Raw genomic sequence first — 20,279 nt, 5'->3', positions numbered from 1 at the left:
AATTTAATAAATGAATGTTATGTCTTTGATCTTTATGGTTGTTGTTGTAGGTGGGATGATGTTCTTCATGAACCGTAGCCAAAAGAAAGCTCAACAACAACGTCAAGAACAATTGAACTCAATGGTTATTGGCGCAGAAATCGTAACTATTGGTGGTTTACACGGTGTCTTGAGCGGTATGAATGAAGCTGATGCAACTATCGAATTAGATTGTGAAGGCGTTATTTTGACTTTTGACCGTGCAGCTGTTAAAACAGTAAAAAACAACACTGCTGCAGCACCAACAGTTTCTGAAACAACAGTTGTTGAAGAAATTAAAAAAGAAGATAACCCAATCGAAGAATAAGCAGTAAAAGATAAGTTTAAAAGCCTATCACGAGTGATAGGCTTTTTGTTTTTCGAAAACACCAAGATTGTATTGAAAAAAAACAGGTTTTTTTCTCTTTAGAGAGCCATTGCTACAGCGACTTCAGAGTAAAATGCATCGAATTTACCTGTGTTTTTATCCAAAATATGATAAAATGGGAGTACTAACTGTGAGGTGCTATGTTTAATAACTTAAAAAATAACTCGCAAGAGCAAATTCCAGTGCCACGGCATATTGGAATAATTATGGATGGAAATGGCCGTTGGGCTAAAAGTCAAGGGAAGCCAAGAATCTTTGGTCATAAAGCTGGAATGGATGCCCTAAAGACAGCAGCTATCCACGGACAAAGACGTGGTGTAAAGGTAATGACTGTTTACGCTTTTTCGACAGAAAACTGGTCTCGTCCTATGGATGAGGTCAAGTTTATCATGAGTTTGCCCATTGATTTTTATAGTAAATATCTTCCAATTCTTAATGAAGAAAATATCCAAATTCGGATGATTGGTGAGCGTGAAGGTTTACCAAAAGCAACTTTGAATTCAATTGACCGTGCTGCTGCTGAAACAGCCAATAACACAGGAATGATTCTTAACTTTGCCATGAATTATGGCGGGCGTCGGGATATCCTTTTGGCTATTCAAGAGCTGGCAAAAAGTGGGAAAGATTTGACGGAAATTACAGAAGAAGAATTTTCCGCTCATTTGCAGACAGCAATTTTACCTGAAGATTTACGGGATCCAGATTTGATTGTCCGGACATCAGGGGAATTACGCTTGTCTAACTTTTTGCCTTGGCAGGCTGCCTACAGTGAGCTTTATTTTACAGATGTAGCTTGGCCAGATTTTGATGAAGCAGCTTTAGATGCTGCTATTTTAGAGTTTCAAAAACGTGATCGCAGATATGGAGGAGTAAAATGATAAAGCGTATAATCACTGCTATTATCGGAGGAGCCGTTTTTATTGGCCTAATGTTGGCAGGCGGTGCCTATTTTCAAATTTTAATAGCATTGTTGGTTATTATAGCGATGAATGAATTGTTCAAAATGCACAAACTACAATTGATGTCTTTTGAAGGAATATTATCAACCATGGCAGCTCTATTTTTGGCTTTGCCGATTGGAAAATATTTCTTTGGGATGGATGTTGAAGGAAGTACCCTTCTCTTCATGCTTTGTTTATTTGGCATGTTGACAGCTATGGTTTTTTCCAAAGGTTCATATAGTTTCGAAGATATTGGATTTCCTTTTCTCTCAGCCTTTTATGTAGGTATTGGCTTCCAAAGCTTACTCTTGGCCCGTGAGAGTGGATTAGCTGTCGTCTTTTTGGCCTTATTTATTGTTTGGTCTACAGATATTGGGGCGTATTTTGTTGGGAAATCAATTGGGAAACGAAAATTAATTCCTGATGTTTCTCCGAACAAGACTGTAGAAGGTTCTATTGGAGGTATCTTATCTGCAGTAGTCGTTGCAGCTCTTATGTTCCTCTTTTACAAAAATGAATTGCCTCAAATTGGCTTCGTAAAACTTGTTCTCTTCACTATTGTCTTCTCTATTGTAGGACAGATCGGTGATTTGGTAGAATCAAGTATCAAACGTCATTATGGGGTAAAAGATTCAGGGAAACTTTTACCGGGACATGGAGGCGTACTTGATCGCTTTGACAATCTCATCTTTGTTTTCCCAATTATGCATTTATTAGGCTTGTTCTAAGCCTAGAGGTAAAATAATACGAAATAAAATACTCTCACTTCACATTTTATTACGCTTTCGGTAAAATAGAGTGTTAAGGAGGGTTTTGTTTCAAAGAAAATAAGAAATAAATACACCTTTAAAGTTATTCGCTCACAAGCTGATGAAAAGCTAGAAGATTAAGGGAGGATCTTTATTGATTCAAACATTGGTAACATTTATCATTGTCTTTGGTATTATTGTTGTTGTACATGAATATGGTCATCTGTTCTTTGCCAAACGCGCGGGGATTTTAGTTCGCGAGTTTTCCATTGGAATGGGGCCCAAAATTTTTGCACATCAAGCCAAAGATGGCACATTTTATAGCATTCGTATACTTCCTCTTGGAGGTTATGTACGCATGGCGGGCTGGGGCGATGATACAACGGAAATAAAAAAAGGGACCCCGGCATCTTTGATGATTGTTGAAAATCAGGTGGTTAAAATTAATCTTTCTGAACGGGTAACTTTGGAAAACAGTGTCCCCATGCTGGTCACTGAATACGATTTTGAAGAAGCTCTTTTCATTGAAGGAGAAGTTTTTGGTGAAATAAAACGTTATTCAGTTGACCATGACGCAACAATTATTGAAGCTGATGGAACGGAACTTCGTATCGCTCCACGAGATGTACAATATCAAAGTGCTAGCGTTCTCGGCAAGATTTTAACAAATTTTGCTGGCCCTTTAAATAACTTTATTTTAGGGATTATAGCTTTTATCATCATCACTTTTATGCAAGGTGGTGTACCTTCTAATACAAATCAAATCGGACAAGTGCAATCGGGTACCCCTGCTTATTCGGCAGGTTTACAGCCAAAAGATAAAATCCAAGCAGTCAATGGCGAAAAAACGGGCAACTGGCAAGAAGTTGTCCAACGGATTAGTGCAAATGACGGCAGTGAAATCAAGCTGGATATTGAACGGGATGGCGCATCAAAGACACTAGAGCTCAAACCAGAAAAAATTGACGGAAGATATCGCATTGGTATCACTCAGACAATTAAAACGGGCTTTTTAGATAAACTAACGGGTGGCTTTACCCAAGCTGCTAACGCAGCCACACTGATATTTAAAGCTTTAGGCAATCTTATAGCACAGCCAAGCCTTGATAAACTTGGTGGACCTGTCGCTATTTATGATTTAAGTGGACAAGCAGCCCGAGAAGGACTATTATCCATCATCGCTTTACTTGCCATGCTCTCAATCAATCTGGGAATCGTCAATTTAATCCCAATCCCCGTCCTTGACGGAGGGAAAATCGTCCTCAATATTGTTGAGGCCTTACGAGGCAAACCACTTTCACAAGAAAAAGAAGGAATTTTAACACTTGTGGGTCTTGTCTTTATGGTGGTTCTGATGATTGCTGTGACTTGGAATGATATTCTCCGAGCCTTTATTAGATAAGAAACGAAAAATTTAAGGAATAAAATATGAAACAATCAAAAATGCTTATACCAACGCTTCGCGAAATGCCAAGCGATGCACAAGTTATCTCACATGCTCTTTTAGTCCGTGCGGGCTATGTCCGTCAAATCTCTGCAGGTATTTACGCGTACTTGCCATTGGCAAATCGCGTGCTTGAAAAACTTAAAACAATCATGCGTGAAGAATTTGAAGAAATCGGTGCGGTGGAACTCTTGGCTCCAGCACTTTTAACAGCAGACCTCTGGCGTGAATCAGGACGTTACGATACTTATGGGGAAGACCTCTACAAGTTGAAAAACCGCGACCATTCCGACTTTATCTTGGGTCCTACGCATGAAGAAACAATGACTGCCTTGGTGCGTGATGAAGTTACTTCATATAAAAAACTTCCTTTAAACGTTTACCAAATTCAATCGAAATATCGTGATGAAAAACGTCCACGTTATGGGTTGCTCCGCGGTCGTGAATTCATCATGAAAGATGGTTATAGTTTCCATGCGGACTATGAAAGTCTTGATGAAACTTATAACGACTACAAGCGTGCTTATGAAAAAATCTTTAGCCGTGCAGGTCTTGATTTCAAAGCAATCATCGGTGACGGTGGTGCTATGGGCGGTAAGGATAGTCAAGAGTTCATGGCTATCACAGCTGATCGCACGGATCTTGAAAAATGGTTGGTTCTTGGAAATTCCATTGAATCAATTGATGAAATTCCAAACTCAGTTATTGAACAAATTCAAGAAGAGCTTGCGAAATGGTTGGTTGCAGGTGAAGACACAGTCGTTTATGCTGACGGTGGTGACTACTCCGCTAACCTGGAAATGGCAACAAACAAGTTTGAAAATATCGCCAGCTATACGGAAACCTTGGAGCTTGAAAAAGTTGCAACACCTGAAGCGAAGACAATCGATGAAGTTGCTGCCTTTTTAGAAGCGGACGTTGCTGAAACGATTAAAACGCTTGTTTTCCGTGTTGATGAAGAGTTGGTTGTTGTGCTGATGCACGGTAACGATGAGTTGAATGAAGTGAAACTCCAAAACTACCTGGGCGCAAGTTCTGTTGAACCTGCCACAGAAGCAGATGTTGAAAACTTAGCTGGTGCTCACTTTGGTTCACTTGGTCCTATCGGTTTGAAAGATGTTAAGATCATTGCTGACCGTGAAGTTCAAGCGGTTAAGAATGCTATCATCGGTGCAAATGAAGATGGTTTCCACTATCGTAATGCTAATTTTGGTCGTGACTTTGAAGTAGACGAATTTGTAGATTTACGCACGGTTAATGAAGGCGAAATGTCTCCGGACGGTCGTGGTACACTTAAGTTTGCGCGTGGTATCGAGATTGGACACATCTTTAAATTAGGCACACGCTACTCAGATTCAATGGGTGCCAACGTTCTTGACAAAAATGGTAAGGCAGTACCGATCGTTATGGGTTGTTATGGTATCGGCGTAAGCCGTTTGCTTTCAGCAATTCTTGAACAATTTGCCCGTATTTACGTAGAGAAAACACCACGTGAAGAGTACAAATTTAGTTGGTCAATCAACTTCCCTAAAGAGCTTGCACCATTTGATATCCACTTGGTACCTGTCAATACAAAAGATGAAGAAGCAATGGCTGTAACGGCTGAATTAGAAACTGCCCTTCGTGGTAAAGGCTATCAAGTTCTTGTGGATGACCGCAATGAACGTGCTGGAGTCAAGTTCGCAGACAGCGATTTGATTGGCTTACCTGTTCGTGTAACAATTGGTAAAAAAGCAAGCGAAGGCATCGTTGAAGTTAAAATTCGTGCGACGGGTGAAGTTGTTGAAATCAATAAAGAAGAACTTGTCAATACGATTGAAATTTTGACGAAATAATAAAAAATTTATAAAAACATCAAAAAATCGAGAGAATTATTCTCTCGATTTTTTTGTATGTACTGATGAAAGCAATAAACAAAAGCCCTCATCTTTGACAAATAAATGAGCACATGCCTTGGAGTAAATGACTAAAATGAAATATATTGGGGATTTAACATTACTTTTTCTTATAATTTCAATATATTTGAAGGGAGATAAGCTTAACTAAATGGTCTCATTGAAGAGTACTATAAGCTTTCGATAGAGAGGATTACTAAAACACAGCACAAATATACTGAAAAAAAGCTAAGGCTTAAAAAAGAACCTATGTTTAGCGCATTATATAATGGTATTAAGAAAATAAAATATTTATTGTTAATTATCTGTTTTTTAGGTTAAACGAAATCAACATGATTGACGAGTTGAGAAAGTGGTCTAGGGGTGGGGTGTATGGAAAATTTTTCATTGGAAACAGAAACGATATTTATTGATTCAGCAAGTACGCTTTCTGGTGCATTCGTTTCGCTTAAAGAATGCAAAATTTTTAGGAGAGTGAGGGTGTTTCAAAAAAGTGTACTGTAAGGAGGAATGCTAATCATGATATTTTTTCTTCTTCTTACTGATAGAAGCTTGTTAGGGTATCTTGTATTGAAGTACTATGAAAGAGGCAGTTAAGTAGAAAAATTATCACTCCTTACTTAAGAGTAGCGCGGGTGTGAATGAGAAAGAAAAAATATATTTTATGGACATTTAAAGCGGTCTTCATTGCTTATTCTCTTTGCTATAACGGTGATTTTTTATCTCATTTAATAACAGAAGCTGACACCACATTCATCTTTTTTTACTTCAAAGTAATTTCCAATAAAAAGCACAGATATTGCTTTTTTGTTATAATGGAGGATACAGAAAAAATAGAGATATGCGGAGAAAAAATGGAAAATCTTTTTGAAAAACTGATGGATCAAATAAAAATGCCAAACCAAATTCGCGAATCGGCTCTTTTTTCAAGTGCAGACATTGAAAATGTAGAAGTACATACAGAACGAAAGCTGTGGAAATTCCAATTAAAATTTGAGAAAATCTTACCAGTTGAACAGTGGAAGGTTTTGTCTGGATTGATTGAGTCTGCTTTTTCGACTATCGCTGAGACGGAACTTTCGATAACGGTTGACCAACCCGAATTTGATGAGGCAATGCTCAACGATTATTATCAGCTGGCATTGACTTTACCAGACTTAGCAAATACAGCTTTTGCGAATATTTTTAAAAAATATCAGATAGAGCAACGAGGCGTTCAGATCAATCTTTTGGTTGAAGACAATCCTCAGTTGGATCATTTTGTAAAAAAAGACTTCCCTATCTTAGAACAAAAGTTGAAAGATTTTGGCTTTGGAACGCTTACTATTCGTCCTGTTGTTGACGAAAAGTTAACCCTGGAAAAACGAGAAGCACATGAACGTAAAGTGCATAACATGTTGGCCGCAGAGTCCGCATCGCAACAGCAGATAAGTGAACTCAAAAAGCAGCGTACGGATGAAGCTAGCACTAAAACCGAAAAAGCACCTGAAAAAATTGATACAGCCCTGACAGAAGGCATTTCATTTGGACGTAAAATAAATGGCACAAGCCCCGTGACTTCGATGAGCTTTATCGCTGGTGAGGGAAGTGGCGTTGTTTTTGAAGGCTATGTTTTTGATGCGCATCACCGTGAGTTTGCCAGCAATGGTACAGGCAAGGTTAATCATGTTTTGGAGATGAAGATTGCGGATGAAACTTCCATCTTCCAAGTGGTTAAATGGGGACGCAAAGACAATGAAATAGCTCAATTTGACACCATCGTGGAGAAAGTTAAGGCTGCCAATACAAGTGAAGATGGTACGATTCAATTTGATCAGGGCATCTGGCTGCGTGTGCGTGGAAATATTGCACATGATGTTTATAAAGACGATCTCGTGATGACCGCAAATGATGTCGTTGAGATTTCTAAAAAAGAAGATTGTAGCCGAGTTGCGGCGCAAATTAGTGCTGTAAAATCAGATAAAATTCAGATAGGGCGCGAAATTAAGAATTCTGAGCCAATCACACCCATGCGTTCGGTCAGTGAATTTTCTACTCATGGTGCTTTGGTGTTTGAAGGTTATATTTTCAAGAGCGAGTTACGCGAAATTAAATCACGCAAAACAGGAAATATTAGCCACCTGCTAGAGATTGAAATGACGGACTATACATCCAGCTTTTATATCTCAAAATGGGTCCGTGGGGATGAAGAAATTGCTGTGGCTAAACAGCTGACAGGTATTTGGGCGCGAGTACGCGGCACAGTACAGCATGATGACTATAAAAAAGATCTTGTCCTCCAGATGAGTGACTTACAAGAGATACCGACACAAAGAGTGCGAGAAGACAAGGCAGCCGAAGGAGACAAACGTGTGGAATTTCATAGCCATACAAATATGTCGACCATGGATGCGATGCCACCTGCAAGTAAGCTTGTCGCCCAAGCTGCGAAGTTTGGTCATAAAGCAATTGCTATTACAGATCACGCGGGTCTACAAGCCTATCCTGAAGCCCATCAAGCCGGAAAAAAACACGGTGTAAAAATTATCTATGGTGTAGAGGCAAATCTGGTAGAAGATAAGATTCCTATCGTGTTCAATGAAGAAGATGTCAACATGTATGAGTCAACTTATGTTGTCTTTGACGTGGAAACGACAGGATTATCTGCTGTTCATAACGATCTGATTCAAATTGCCGGAACGAAGATGCACAAGGGCAATCCCATTGGGGAGTTTGATGAGTTTATTAACCCTGGTTATGCCATTAGTGATTTTACAACGGAATTAACAGGTATTACACAGGATCATTTAAAAAATGCAAAGCCGCTGTATGATGTTTTGAAAGCTTTTCAAGACTTTTGTCAAGGCAGTATCCTGGTTGCCCATAATGCCACTTTTGACGTCGGCTTTATGAATATGAATTATCAGCGTAATGGCTTGTCAATCATTAAGCAACCGGTAGTGGATACTTTGGAATTCGCCCGTAATCTGTACCCAGAGATGAAACGTTTTGGTTTAGGCCAATTAACGAAAAAGTTTCAAATTGGTTTAGAACATCACCATATGGCCAACTATGACGCAGAAGCTACAGGGCGTCTATTGTTTGTATTCCTTAACGAAGTTCGTGATCGTTTTGGGTGGACATCCTTGCTTGATTTGAACGATAAACTTGTAGCGGAAGATTCTTATAAGAAAGTTCGTCCAAAGCACGTCACACTCTATGCTCAAACGCAAGCAGGGTTGAAGAATTTATTTAAACTTGTAAGTTATTCTAATGTTAAATATCTTGCTGGTGTACCACGTATTCCGCGTTCTGTTTTGCAAGAACATAGAGAAGGTATCATCGTTGGGTCAGCCTGCAAATCAGGTGAAGTTTTTGATGCCATAACAAATAAAACCTTTGAAGAAGCATTAGAGATTACGAAGTTTTATGACTTTATTGAAGTTATGCCGCCAGCGCTGTATCACTCTCTTGTTGTCGGTGGCAATTTTAAGAATGAAAAAGAGCTCCAACAAACGCTGAAGGACTTGATTAAGCTTGGTAAGAAATTAGGCAAACCCGTCTTAGCTACTGGAGATGCTCACTACCTTAACCCAGAAGATGCGATAAATCGTGAGATTATTATACGTTCTCTGGGTCAAGGGGCAGAAATCAACTGGAACCAAGGGCGAGGCGAGCATGCAAAACCTCTACCTTTGCCCGAAGCCCATTTCCGTACGACAGACGAAATGCTGGAGGAATTCAGTTTCTTAGACGAAGCCACAGCGCGTGAAATTGTTATCACCAATACGCAAAAAATGGCAGAGCAGTTTGAAGAATTAACGCCTGTAAGAGATGACCTTTATACACCGAAGATGACCTTTGAAGGTGGAGAAAGTTCCGAGGAGCGCATCACGCGTTTGACTTATGAGAAAGCGCACGAGTGGTACGGTAATCCTCTGCCAGATATTGTAGATGCACGTTTGGAAAAAGAGTTACGTTCTATTATAGGGAATGGATTTTCCGTGGTTTATATTATTTCGCAAGAACTTGTACGGCGGTCAAATGAACGTGGTTATATAGTAGGTTCTCGTGGATCGGTGGGTTCATCACTTGTGGCAACAATGATTGGTATTACCGAGGTCAATCCTCTTGCACCGCATTATCGCTGCCCAGAATGTCAATATTTTGAATGCTATGACGATGGGAGTTATGGTTCAGGATATGATATGCCTGACAAAAATTGCCCAAAATGTGGACATAAGTTGGTTAAAGACGGTCACGATATTCCCTTTGAAACTTTCCTAGGTTTCAAGGGGGACAAAGTACCCGATATTGACTTGAACTTTTCGGGAGATGATCAACCTTTGGCCCATTTGGATGTCCGGGATATTTTTGGGGAAGATTATGCTTTTCGCGCGGGAACTATTGGTACGGTAGCCGAAAAAACAGCTTTTGGTTTTGTCAAAGGTTATGAACGAGATTACAACCAGTTTTATAGCAATGCCGAAATTGATCGTTTGGCCATGACTTCAACAGGTGTTAAACGTACAACTGGACAACACCCGGGCGGGATTATCGTTATTCCAAACTATATGGACGTCTACGATTTTACACCCGTTCAATACCCAGCTGATGATGTGCGTGCGGAGTGGCAAACGACCCACTTTGATTTCCATGCGATTCATGACAACATCTTAAAACTTGATATTCTTGGACATGATGATCCGACGATGATTCGAAAACTCCAAAGTTTATCGGGGATTGTCCCACAAGATATTCCTATGGATGATGAGGAGGTAATGAAACTCTTCACAGGTACAGAGTCGTTGGGGATTACGGAGGAACAACTGGGCGCAAAACTTGGAACGCTAGGTATTCCTGAGATGGGAACCTTCACTTCAATGAACATGATTGCTGAAGCGAAGCCTAAAACTTTTGCGGATTTACTGCAAATTTCAGGACTTTCACATGGTACGGATGTATGGGCAGGTAATGCCCAAGAATTGATTCGTTCCGGTATTGCTGACTTGTCCAGCGTTATCGGTTGTCGGGATGATATTATGGTTTACCTGATACATGCGGGCTTAGATGAATCCATGGCCTTTAACATTATGGAACGTGTACGTAAAGGGATGTGGAGCAAGATTGGGGCAGAAGAAAGAGAAACCTATGTTAATGCCATGCGTGAGCATGGTGTTCCAGATTGGTATATTGAATCCTGTTCGAAAATCAAGTATATGTTCCCGAAAGCCCATGCAGCGGCCTATATTATGATGGCGCTTCGTGTCGCTTATTTCAAGGTCCATAAACCAATACTCTACTATTGTGCGTGGTTTTCTATTCGTGCAACAACATTTGATGTTGCGACAATGGGGGCTGGCTTAGAGGCAGTCAAGGCGAAGATGAAGGAGATTCGTGATAAAGGATTCGATGCAACAAACACTGAGGTCTCTTTAATGACAACGCTCGAGCTTTGTAATGAAATGCTTGAACGAGGTTATAAATTTGGAAAAATTGACCTTTACCGCAGTGAAGCTACAGAATTTGTTATTGATGGCGATACATTGATTCCACCCTTTATTACCATGGATAGCTTGGGCGAAAACGTGGCAAAACAACTTGTTGAAGCCCGTAAAGAAGGAGAGTTCTTGAGTATTATGGAACTTCGTAAACGAGGTGGCGTGTCACAAACGGTTGTTGACAATATGAAATCGATGGGAATTCTCCAAGGAATGCCAGAAGATAATCAATTAAGTCTCTTTGAGGATCTCTTTTAATAAAAATGTAAATCAGACACTAGGTGTCTGATTTTTTTAGTGTTAAAGAACGTGACAACGGCGGGGTTTTCCGAACAAGGGTAAAAAAAGAAGTAAAAAACCACAGTTTATTCTTGACAGGGAGGGAGTAGTTTGATAGAATATAATAGTTGTCGCGAGAGAGCGTATCTCCCGTGAGAGCGATAGACCTTTGAAAACTGAATAAAGTAGAATGACTATATGCGAGAAGGGAACTTCTTGTATACCAACTGTCAATTCAATAATGAAAGACAAAACAACAGCCAGTTCATTTGATGAACTAAATTTAAATGAGAGTTTGATCCTGGCTCAGGACGAACGCTGGCGGCGTGCCTAATACATGCAAGTCGAGCGATGATTAAAGATAGCTTGCTATTTTTATGAAGAGCGGCGAACGGGTGAGTAACGCGTGGGAAATCTGCCGAGTAGCGGGGGACAACGTTTGGAAACGAACGCTAATACCGCATAACAATGAGAATCGCATGATTCTTATTTAAAAGAAGCAATTGCTTCACTACTTGATGATCCCGCGTTGTATTAGCTAGTTGGTAGTGTAAAGGACTACCAAGGCGATGATACATAGCCGACCTGAGAGGGTGATCGGCCACACTGGGACTGAGACACGGCCCAGACTCCTACGGGAGGCAGCAGTAGGGAATCTTCGGCAATGGGGGCAACCCTGACCGAGCAACGCCGCGTGAGTGAAGAAGGTTTTCGGATCGTAAAACTCTGTTGTTAGAGAAGAACGTTAAGTAGAGTGGAAAATTACTTAAGTGACGGTATCTAACCAGAAAGGGACGGCTAACTACGTGCCAGCAGCCGCGGTAATACGTAGGTCCCAAGCGTTGTCCGGATTTATTGGGCGTAAAGCGAGCGCAGGTGGTTTCTTAAGTCTGATGTAAAAGGCAGTGGCTCAACCATTGTGTGCATTGGAAACTGGGAGACTTGAGTGCAGGAGAGGAGAGTGGAATTCCATGTGTAGCGGTGAAATGCGTAGATATATGGAGGAACACCGGAGGCGAAAGCGGCTCTCTGGCCTGTAACTGACACTGAGGCTCGAAAGCGTGGGGAGCAAACAGGATTAGATACCCTGGTAGTCCACGCCGTAAACGATGAGTGCTAGCTGTAGGGAGCTATAAGTTCTCTGTAGCGCAGCTAACGCATTAAGCACTCCGCCTGGGGAGTACGACCGCAAGGTTGAAACTCAAAGGAATTGACGGGGGCCCGCACAAGCGGTGGAGCATGTGGTTTAATTCGAAGCAACGCGAAGAACCTTACCAGGTCTTGACATACTCGTGCTATCCTTAGAGATAAGGAGTTCCTTCGGGACACGGGATACAGGTGGTGCATGGTTGTCGTCAGCTCGTGTCGTGAGATGTTGGGTTAAGTCCCGCAACGAGCGCAACCCTTATTACTAGTTGCCATCATTAAGTTGGGCACTCTAGTGAGACTGCCGGTGATAAACCGGAGGAAGGTGGGGATGACGTCAAATCATCATGCCCCTTATGACCTGGGCTACACACGTGCTACAATGGATGGTACAACGAGTCGCCAACCCGCGAGGGTGCGCTAATCTCTTAAAACCATTCTCAGTTCGGATTGCAGGCTGCAACTCGCCTGCATGAAGTCGGAATCGCTAGTAATCGCGGATCAGCACGCCGCGGTGAATACGTTCCCGGGCCTTGTACACACCGCCCGTCACACCACGGAAGTTGGGAGTACCCAAAGTAGGTTGCCTAACCGCAAGGAGGGCGCTTCCTAAGGTAAGACCGATGACTGGGGTGAAGTCGTAACAAGGTAGCCGTATCGGAAGGTGCGGCTGGATCACCTCCTTTCTAAGGAATATAAAAAAAGATGTTGTTCTACTTTATTCAGTTTTGAGGGGTCTATAAAGACCAACAAGCAGTCTTTTGATGCAAGATAGAGAAGATTGCGTTGAGAGAAGGGGCCTTAGCTCAGCTGGGAGAGCGCCTGCTTTGCACGCAGGAGGTCAGCGGTTCGATCCCGCTAGGCTCCATAAGATACGGAAGTATCTGGTCAACGAAGACGTTAAAATAGGAATTGATCATTGAAAACTAAATAACAATATCTTATAACGATAAATAAACCGAGAAATGTTTTAAACATTTCTGTAAAGCTGCGAATTCTTTTAAAGAGTTCGAAAAAACTTATACTTGTTTTAATGGCAAAGTTAATAAGGGCGCACGGTGGATGCCTTGGCATTAAGAGCCGAAGAAGGACGTGACTAACGACGATATTCTAGGGGGAGCAGTAAGTACGCATTGATCCCTAGGTCTCCGAATGGGGAAACCCACTATGTTATGCATAGTATCCGTAAGTGAATACATAGCTTACGCGAAGGTAACGCAGAGAACTGAAACATCTAAGTACCTGCAGGAAGAGAAAGTAAAAACGATTTCCTAAGTAGCGGCGAGCGAACGGGAAACAGGCCAAACCAAGAAGCTTGCTTCTTGGGGTTGTAGGACTGCAACGTGGACTTAAAGTCTATAGAAGAATTACCTGGGAAGGTAAGCCAAAGAGAGTAATAGCCTCGTATTTGAAATAGACTTTATACCTAGCAGTATCCTGAGTAGGGCTGGACACGCGAAATCCAGTTTGAATCCGGGAGGACCATCTCCCAAGCCTAAATACTCCTTAATGACCGATAGTGAACCAGTACCGTGAGGGAAAGGTGAAAAGAACCCCGGGAGGGGAGTGAAATAGCACCTGAAACCGTGTGCCTACAAGAAGTTCGAGCCCGTCAATGGGTGAGAGCGTGCCTTTTGTAGAATGAACCGGCGAGTTACGTTATGATGCGAGGTTAAGCTGAAGAGGCGGAGCCGTAGCGAAAGCGAGTCTGAATAGGGCGCTTTAGTATCATGATGTAGACCCGAAACCTAGTGACCTATCCATGAGCAGGTTGAAGGTGCGGTAAGACGCACTGGAGGACCGAACCAGGACACGTTGAAAAGTGTTTGGATGACTTGTGGATAGCGGAGAAATTCCAAACGAACTGGGAGATAGCTGGTTCTCTCCGAAATAGCTTTAGGGCTAGCGTCGCAATTTAAGTGTATTGGAGGTAGAGCACTGTTTGGATGAGGGGCCCATCTCGGGTTACCAATTTCAGATAAACTCCGAATGCTAATACACATGTGCGGCAGTCAGACTGCGAGTGCTAAGATCCGTAGTCGAAAGGGAAACAGCCCAGACCACCAGCTAAGGTCCCAAAATATATGTTAAGTGGAAAAGGATGTGGGGTTGCACAGACAACTAGGATGTTAGCTCAGAAGCAGCTATCATTCAAAGAGTGCGTAATAGCTCACTAGTCGAGTGACCCTGCGCCGAAAATGTACCGGGGCTAAACATATTACCGAAGCTGTGGATTTAATATTAATTAAATGGTAGGAGAGCGTTGTAATCAGCGATGAAGGTATACCGTGAGGGGTGCTGGAGCGATTACAAGTGAGAATGCCGGTATGAGTAGCGCAAGATAAGTGAGAATCTTATCCACCGTAAGACTAAGGTTTCCAGGGGAAGGCTCGTCCGCCCTGGGTTAGTCGGGACCTAAGGCGAGGCCGAAAGGCGTAGTCGATGGACAACAGGTTGATATTCCTGTACTAGTATTGTTAGTGATGGAGGGACGCAGTAGGCTAAAGGGAGCCAGTTAATGGATTCTGGTCTAAGCAGTGAGGTGTGGAATGTGTCAAATGCATTTTCCTTTAACATTGAGCTGTGATGGGGAAGCAACTACGGTTGCGAAGCCCTTGATGTCACACTGCCAAGAAAATCTTCTAGCGTTTAATTCAATACTACCCGTACCGCAAACCGACACAGGTAGTCGAGGCGAGTAGCCTCAGGTGATCGAGAGAACTCTCGTTAAGGAACTCGGCAAAATGACCCCGTAACTTCGGGAGAAGGGGTGCTGTAGAAATACAGCCGCAGTGAAAAGATCCAAGCAACTGTTTATCAAAAACACAGCTCTCTGCTAAACCGCAAGGTGATGTATAGGGGGTGACGCCTGCCCGGTGCTGGAAGGTTAAGAGGAGGGGTTAGACATTAGTCGAAGCTCTGAATTGAAGCCCCAGTAAACGGCGGCCGTAACTATAACGGTCCTAAGGTAGCGAAATTCCTTGTCGGGTAAGTTCCGACCCGCACGAAAGGCGTAATGATTTGGATACTGTCTCAACGAGAGACTCGGTGAAATTTTAGTACCTGTGAAGATGCAGGTTACCCGCGACAGGACGGAAAGACCCCATGGAGCTTTACTGCAGATTGATATTGAGTACCTGTGAAGCATGTACAGGATAGGTAGGAGACTTTGACCTTGGGACGCTAGTTTCAAGTGAGTCGCTGTTGGGATACTACCCTTGCTTCATGGTTGCTCTAACCCACACGCATAATCGGCGTGGGAGACAGTGTCTGTCGGGCAGTTTGACTGGGGCGGTCGCCTCCTAAAGAGTAACGGAGGCGCCCAAAGGTTCCCTCAACATGGTTGGAAATCATGTGTAGAGTGTAAAGGTATAAGGGAGCTTGACTGCGAGAGCTACAACTCGAGCAGGTAGGAAACTAGGGCTTAGTGATCCGGTGGTACCGCATGGAAGGGCCATCGCTCAACGGATAAAAGCTACCCTGGGGATAACAGGCTTATCTCCCCCAAGAGTTCACATCGACGGGGAGGTTTGGCACCTCGATGTCGGCTCGTCGCATCCTGGGGCTGTAGTCGGTCCCAAGGGTTGGGCTGTTCGCCCATTAAAGCGGCACGCGAGCTGGGTTCAGAACGTCGTGAGACAGTTCGGTCCCTATCCGTCGCGGGCGTAGGAAATTTGAGAGGATCTGCCCTTAGTACGAGAGGACCGGGGTGGACTTACCGCTGGTGTACCAGTTGTTCCGCCAGGAGCACCGCTGGGTAGCTATGTAGGGAAGGGATAAGCGCTGAAAGCATCTAAGTGCGAAGCCCACCTCAAGATGAGATTTCCCATTCTTTATGAATTAAGAGCCCTGAGAGATGATCAGGTTGATAGGCTGGAAGTGGAAGTCCTGCGAGGGATGGAGCGGACCAGTACTAATAGCTCGAGGACTTTACCAAGTAATAGAACATATGAGTTTAGCTTTACTTATTTATCAAGAGATTGTTATTTAGTTTTGAGTGTTCAATACATTCAGACCATGATTTGGTATTCATTGCATAGGAGATACACCTGTTCCCATGTCGAACACAGAAGTTAAGTCCTATTACGCCGGAAGTAGTTGGGGGTTGCCCCCTGTGAGATATGGTAAATGCCAAGTGATTGGGAGTTTAGCTCAGCTGGGAGAGCATCTGCCTTACAAGCAGAGGGTCAGCGGTTCGATCCCGTTAACTCCCATAGGTTCCGTAGTGTAGCGGTTATCACGTCGCCCTGTCACGGCGAAGATCGCGGGTTCGATTCCCGTCGGAACCGTTTCAAGTAGACTTACTTGAAAGGTAATAAAAGAAATAGACTCGTTAGCTCAGTTGGTAGAGCATTTGACTTTTAATCAAAGGGTCGCTGGTTCGAGCCCAGCACGGGTCATACTTTAACATTAGGTTGAGGTATAAAGCGTAAAAGAACTTGTCAAGCGGATGTGGTGAAATTGGCAGACACGCTAGATTTAGGTTCTAGTGCTTTAGGGCGTGGGGGTTCAAGTCCCTTCATCCGCATTTCTTTTATAGCCGACTTAGCTCAGTTGGTAGAGCATCTGATTTGTAATCAGAGGGTCGCGTGTTCGAATCATGTAGTCGGCATTCCTTTAACTGTTTAGACCTAATGGAGTACAGCTAGAGGTATGAAGAGAGTTTAACTTTCTTTAAGCGTTGCGAACGTAGTTCAGGGGTAGAACACAACCTTGCCATGGTTGGGGTCGCGAGTTCGAATCTCGTCGTTCGCTTTGTTAGTTCTCCCTTAGTGGGGGATTTTCCATATTTTGCCGGGGTGGCGGAACTGGCAGACGCACAGGACTTAAAATCCTGCGAAGGGTAACCTTCGTACCGGTTCGAAACCGGTCCTCGGCATCAGTGATAGCAAGGGTTTAGCGACTCTTGCTTTTCTTATATCTTGTTTTGTGAAACTGTAAACCTGACCAGAATTGACCACTTTTATTTTTAATAGCTGATTTCATTGAGTAAATCCGCTATTTCTTTTTGTTTGTCGGGATAAAGATGTCCATATAAATTATACGTAATTTCAACTGTTTCGTGTCCCATGCGTTCTTTTATTTTGAAGATGTCTAAACCTTGATTGATAAGAAGGGCAGCGTGAGAATGTCGAAAATCATGTATTCTGATTTTCTTCAAATGTGGGTGTTCTTCATAAATTTTTGTTTTTTTGATTTGCACCCGGTCTTTGTAGATATCTTCGGGACAGTCTTGAAATATTTGTAGGTTCATCAAATTATCAGTGTATTCATGTAATATGTTGAACTGCTTAGTTTGCCATATTTTTAATTCGTCCAAAAGCTTTTTATGGATATAAATTTTTCTGATTCCTGCTTTAGTTTTGGGTGTGTCATAATAATTTATTCCTTTGAGCCTGAAAATGCTACGGTGGATATCGATGTAACCGATATTAAAATTCACATCATTCCAAGTTAAAGAAAGTAATTCATTAATACGAGCGCCGGAATAAAACAACATAGAAAAGATAAGCTTATAGGGATAATCTGTTTTATCAAAACAATTGATGAATTGAGAAAATTCATGTAAAGTGTAATATTTCATGTCAACTTTGTCTATACGCAGTTTTCTTACGTTTTTACATGGATTGGAGAAAATCAGACCTTTAACAATGGCAACATCTAATATTTTTTTTAGGAGCAATATCTGTTTGTTCACTGTATTTTTACTTAGTGTCCGTCCATTTCCTCCTTTTGCTTTACAGCTTAGAAGGTGATTCCTAAATTCGATAATATCATCATATGTTATCTTGGACATATCAGCTTTTGCAAAATATGACTTTAAATATCGATTATAATTTCTTTCCTGAGTAATGCGATAAGACATTTTTTTATCATTGTTGATATCGTCATGTTGTACGATAGAGAAAAGATATTCAATGCTGATTTTTTGACGTTTGCTTACTTGATGAAGTTCAAAAGTTCTAAAGTTTGCTTCATAATCTTCCGCTTCTTTTTTGGTATTAAAGCCAGTTTTGCGGTGGCGATTTCTTTCACCATTGATTGGTGAGAAACCGTCGGAGATATCTACCTCCCATTTTTTTGTTTTTTTATTTTTGGTAACTGTCATTGTAAAGTCCTTTCAAAAACAGCACCTGATTTTTGTACAAGTGCTATTATAACATGTTAGTCTGTTAATTCATATCCCACAATTTTTTCAATTGCTGAAACTGGGAGAGATAGAATTTTTCTATTTTGATAAAAAGGAAACTCTGAAGCTAGACTGAGCCTAGCCTGTTTAAATATCCGATTGATTTGTGTTTTGCTTAATCCTGTTAATTCTTGAAGTTCTTGTCTGTTTATTTTTTTAATCATAGCTCTCCTGTGTTATACTAAGAGAGGAATCTTTTTAGATTACCTCACAGTTTATGCTGTCACTTTTACCGTCCAAAGTAGGAAGTGATGGCTTTTTTTCTTTGTTCATAAGTTGCTCAAAAAGGCTGTCTAACCATTTCGAATTGTAAAGTTCTGCTTTTCCTGTCATATGATGCACTTCTCGCAAATGATAGTTTCTGGCACGATCAGGCATAAGAATAGTGAACTTTGTATTTTTCATTTCCTCGTCTGTTGTTCCCACGGCTTCCACACGTATTACATAGGTTAAACGCCTCAAGTATTGCTCAATCGGTTCATTCTCAAATGTGAAGAACGCAAAAGGGCTTTGTGTGTTGGTCATAAGAACCAAACGATTCGATAAAGGGCGATTATGAAAACGCCCCGATAAAGCAGACTTGTTCTTGTAATCTAAAATCTTTGTCCAATCCGAAGGACTGAATGTCTCAGGACGTACATCGTCAAAGAGCAGAAGTTCCTCACCTTTGTAATCGTCTACCGCATTTTTACTTCCACCGAAATAAGAGTGCCAACGTAACCCTACTTCTTGGCTCAAAAGCTCGATCTGTTTTAATATGTCGTAAGCAATTTCAGATTTCCCACTGCCTGAATGGCCATAAATGTAGATGGAAGTAAATTCAAATTTTTGTGCGACTCTATCTTGTATGGTCAATAAAGAGTTTCTATGAGCATAAGCTTCAAAAGCTTCTTTGAATTTTGCGAGATTGTTGGCATAGACAAAGTAGTATTTTTCATCGGAGAGGATATCTTCAATAAAAAGTTCTCCTACCTGTACTTGTTGTAAGATATAGTTCAATTCATACTTTGTAGCTCTGTATCGCTTTGTCGCAAGACTTTTCTTGAATTTCATCTTATTGTTGTTCACGAAATTCACGTAATCATAAGTGCCGAATGTTTCTACATCCTGTGGGTCATAATGAAATTTATCGGGGTCTGTTTGATGTGTCAGATAAGCCAGACGTCCAATCATCGCATTTTTCCCTTGGTTGCCTGTTTCAATGTATTGGGGATCGATTTGGAACGCTTTCGCAATTTTATTGAGCGTTGTTCGCTCTTTCAAATGAATTGCCCAATGCAAATGCGGAGCTTCTAGTTTGCCATTCTCATTAATATCTTTATCTTGTAAGACAATCGCAAGTGTGACGATGTCGTCTTGATAATCTTGTTTGAATTTTTCGCAAACCAATGTAAAGATTTCTTTTTGGTTTTTTCGAGGGTCAGTAATCAACTTCTCGAATTGTGATAGCGTTTCTTCATCAAAGTGCCAATATTCTTTTTCAAGATATTGCATCCCGAAGAAAGTTTTCGCTTGTATTGTTTTCGCTTTTATAATCATCGTCCTTTCTTGAATGTAAAAGTAGTTTTATAGTCGTTTTGTAATACTTTAGGTAGTCGTTTTAAACCTCTAAATTCTAAACGACTACTTTTTTATTGTGAGAAATACACCATTTATGAAAACATGAAATTGGTGTAACTCCTTGTGTTAAAAGGGTTTATGGGAATTGATTGAAGACAAGCCCATCAATTCCCGTGCGTTACAAGTGGC

At 41.6% G+C, this 20,279-nt stretch carries 8 protein-coding genes, 8 tRNA genes, 3 rRNA genes and 2 pseudogenes; 18 read left to right on the top strand and 3 right to left on the bottom strand.

Going from position 1 to position 20,279, the window contains the following annotated elements; all coding sequences use genetic code 11:
- The first annotated feature begins 10 nt into the window (after positions 1-10).
- From yajC to PYW30_RS09385, 18 genes and pseudogenes are all read left to right on the top strand, one after another.
- Positions 11-346 carry a preprotein translocase subunit YajC gene (gene yajC / locus PYW30_RS09465; RefSeq protein WP_042219624.1) on the top strand — a complete coding sequence of 112 codons (336 nt, stop codon included), beginning with the start codon at positions 11-13 and terminating at the stop codon, positions 344-346.
- A gap of 200 nt (positions 347-546) precedes the next feature.
- Positions 547-1,284: an undecaprenyl pyrophosphate synthase gene (locus PYW30_RS09460; protein WP_003133511.1), complete on the top strand. Its 738-nt coding sequence runs from the start codon at positions 547-549 to the stop codon at positions 1,282-1,284.
- Complete coding sequence (locus PYW30_RS09455) at positions 1,281-2,075, top strand: phosphatidate cytidylyltransferase (RefSeq protein WP_003133509.1); 795 nt, start codon at positions 1,281-1,283, stop codon at positions 2,073-2,075. The genes PYW30_RS09460 and PYW30_RS09455 overlap by 4 nt, the downstream gene beginning before the upstream one ends.
- A gap of 175 nt (positions 2,076-2,250) precedes the next feature.
- A complete protein-coding gene (gene rseP, locus PYW30_RS09450) occupies positions 2,251-3,498 on the top strand; it encodes an RIP metalloprotease RseP (RefSeq protein WP_014025467.1) in 1,248 nt (415 codons plus the stop codon).
- A gap of 26 nt (positions 3,499-3,524) precedes the next feature.
- Positions 3,525-5,375 carry a proline--tRNA ligase gene (locus PYW30_RS09445; protein WP_042219622.1) on the top strand — a complete coding sequence of 617 codons (1,851 nt, stop codon included), beginning with the start codon at positions 3,525-3,527 and terminating at the stop codon, positions 5,373-5,375.
- Positions 5,376-6,076: 701 nt separating this feature from the next.
- Positions 6,077-6,889 (top strand): annotated as a pseudogene (locus PYW30_RS10675) (PolC-type DNA polymerase III N-terminal domain-containing protein); the annotation flags it as partial.
- Between the two features lie 426 nt (positions 6,890-7,315).
- Positions 7,316-11,173: pseudogene (locus tag PYW30_RS09440) on the top strand (PolC-type DNA polymerase III); the annotation flags it as partial.
- A 304-nt stretch (positions 11,174-11,477) separates the two neighbouring features.
- Positions 11,478-13,026, top strand: a 16S ribosomal RNA gene (locus tag PYW30_RS09435).
- Positions 13,027-13,135: 109 nt separating this feature from the next.
- Positions 13,136-13,208 (top strand) — tRNA-Ala (locus PYW30_RS09430).
- A 167-nt stretch (positions 13,209-13,375) separates the two neighbouring features.
- Positions 13,376-16,277 (top strand): 23S ribosomal RNA (locus PYW30_RS09425).
- Positions 16,278-16,361: 84 nt separating this feature from the next.
- Positions 16,362-16,477, top strand: a 5S ribosomal RNA gene (rrf, locus tag PYW30_RS09420).
- Together the 16S, 23S and 5S rRNA genes with 8 tRNA genes alongside form the textbook arrangement of a ribosomal RNA operon.
- Positions 16,478-16,481: 4 nt before the next feature.
- Positions 16,482-16,554 (top strand) — tRNA-Val (locus PYW30_RS09415).
- Positions 16,555-16,556: 2 nt separating this feature from the next.
- Positions 16,557-16,629: transfer RNA gene (locus tag PYW30_RS09410), tRNA-Asp, on the top strand.
- 38 nt (positions 16,630-16,667) lie between these two features.
- A tRNA-Lys gene (locus PYW30_RS09405) sits at positions 16,668-16,740 on the top strand.
- Between the two features lie 46 nt (positions 16,741-16,786).
- Positions 16,787-16,868 (top strand) — tRNA-Leu (locus PYW30_RS09400).
- 11 nt (positions 16,869-16,879) lie between these two features.
- A tRNA-Thr gene (locus tag PYW30_RS09395) sits at positions 16,880-16,952 on the top strand.
- A 71-nt stretch (positions 16,953-17,023) separates the two neighbouring features.
- Positions 17,024-17,095: transfer RNA gene (locus PYW30_RS09390), tRNA-Gly, on the top strand.
- A gap of 38 nt (positions 17,096-17,133) precedes the next feature.
- Positions 17,134-17,219: transfer RNA gene (locus PYW30_RS09385), tRNA-Leu, on the top strand.
- A gap of 90 nt (positions 17,220-17,309) precedes the next feature.
- On the opposite strand, the gene PYW30_RS09380 is transcribed toward PYW30_RS09385, so the two are convergent.
- From PYW30_RS09380 to PYW30_RS09370, 3 genes are read right to left on the bottom strand one after another with little or no spacing between them, the layout of a single operon-like run.
- Positions 17,310-18,449 carry a site-specific integrase gene (locus tag PYW30_RS09380; RefSeq protein WP_042219704.1) on the bottom strand — a complete coding sequence of 380 codons (1,140 nt, stop codon included), beginning with the start codon at positions 18,447-18,449 and terminating at the stop codon, positions 17,310-17,312.
- Positions 18,450-18,505: 56 nt separating this feature from the next.
- On the bottom strand, positions 18,506-18,694 hold the full coding sequence (locus PYW30_RS09375) for a DUF3173 family protein (RefSeq protein ID WP_042219702.1): 189 nt from the start codon (positions 18,692-18,694) through the stop codon (positions 18,506-18,508).
- A gap of 34 nt (positions 18,695-18,728) precedes the next feature.
- Positions 18,729-20,069: a Rep family protein gene (locus PYW30_RS09370; RefSeq protein WP_042219700.1), complete on the bottom strand. Its 1,341-nt coding sequence runs from the start codon at positions 20,067-20,069 to the stop codon at positions 18,729-18,731.
- Positions 20,070-20,279 lie beyond the last annotated feature (210 nt).

Source organism: Lactococcus garvieae subsp. garvieae (assembly GCF_029024465.1).
In the GTDB taxonomy this organism is placed as follows: Bacteria; Bacillota; Bacilli; order Lactobacillales; family Streptococcaceae; genus Lactococcus; species Lactococcus garvieae.
The sequence above is the reverse complement of the archived record's forward strand: the minus strand, read 5'-3'. Positions and strand labels throughout refer to the sequence as shown.

Bases quoted from the DNA above. Each gene is read 5' to 3' on its own strand.
- PYW30_RS09375 (WP_042219702.1), bottom strand. From the start codon at position 18,694: ATGATTAAAAAAATAAACAGACAAGAACTTCAAGAATTAACAGGATTA.
- PYW30_RS09455 (WP_003133509.1), top strand. From the start codon at position 1,281: ATGATAAAGCGTATAATCACTGCTATTATCGGAGGAGCCGTTTTTATT.
- PYW30_RS09370 (WP_042219700.1), bottom strand. From the start codon at position 20,069: ATGATTATAAAAGCGAAAACAATACAAGCGAAAACTTTCTTCGGGATG.
- PYW30_RS09380 (WP_042219704.1), bottom strand. From the start codon at position 18,449: ATGACAGTTACCAAAAATAAAAAAACAAAAAAATGGGAGGTAGATATC.
- PYW30_RS09445 (WP_042219622.1), top strand. From the start codon at position 3,525: ATGAAACAATCAAAAATGCTTATACCAACGCTTCGCGAAATGCCAAGC.
- PYW30_RS09460 (WP_003133511.1), top strand. From the start codon at position 547: ATGTTTAATAACTTAAAAAATAACTCGCAAGAGCAAATTCCAGTGCCA.
- yajC (WP_042219624.1), top strand. From the start codon at position 11: ATGAATGTTATGTCTTTGATCTTTATGGTTGTTGTTGTAGGTGGGATG.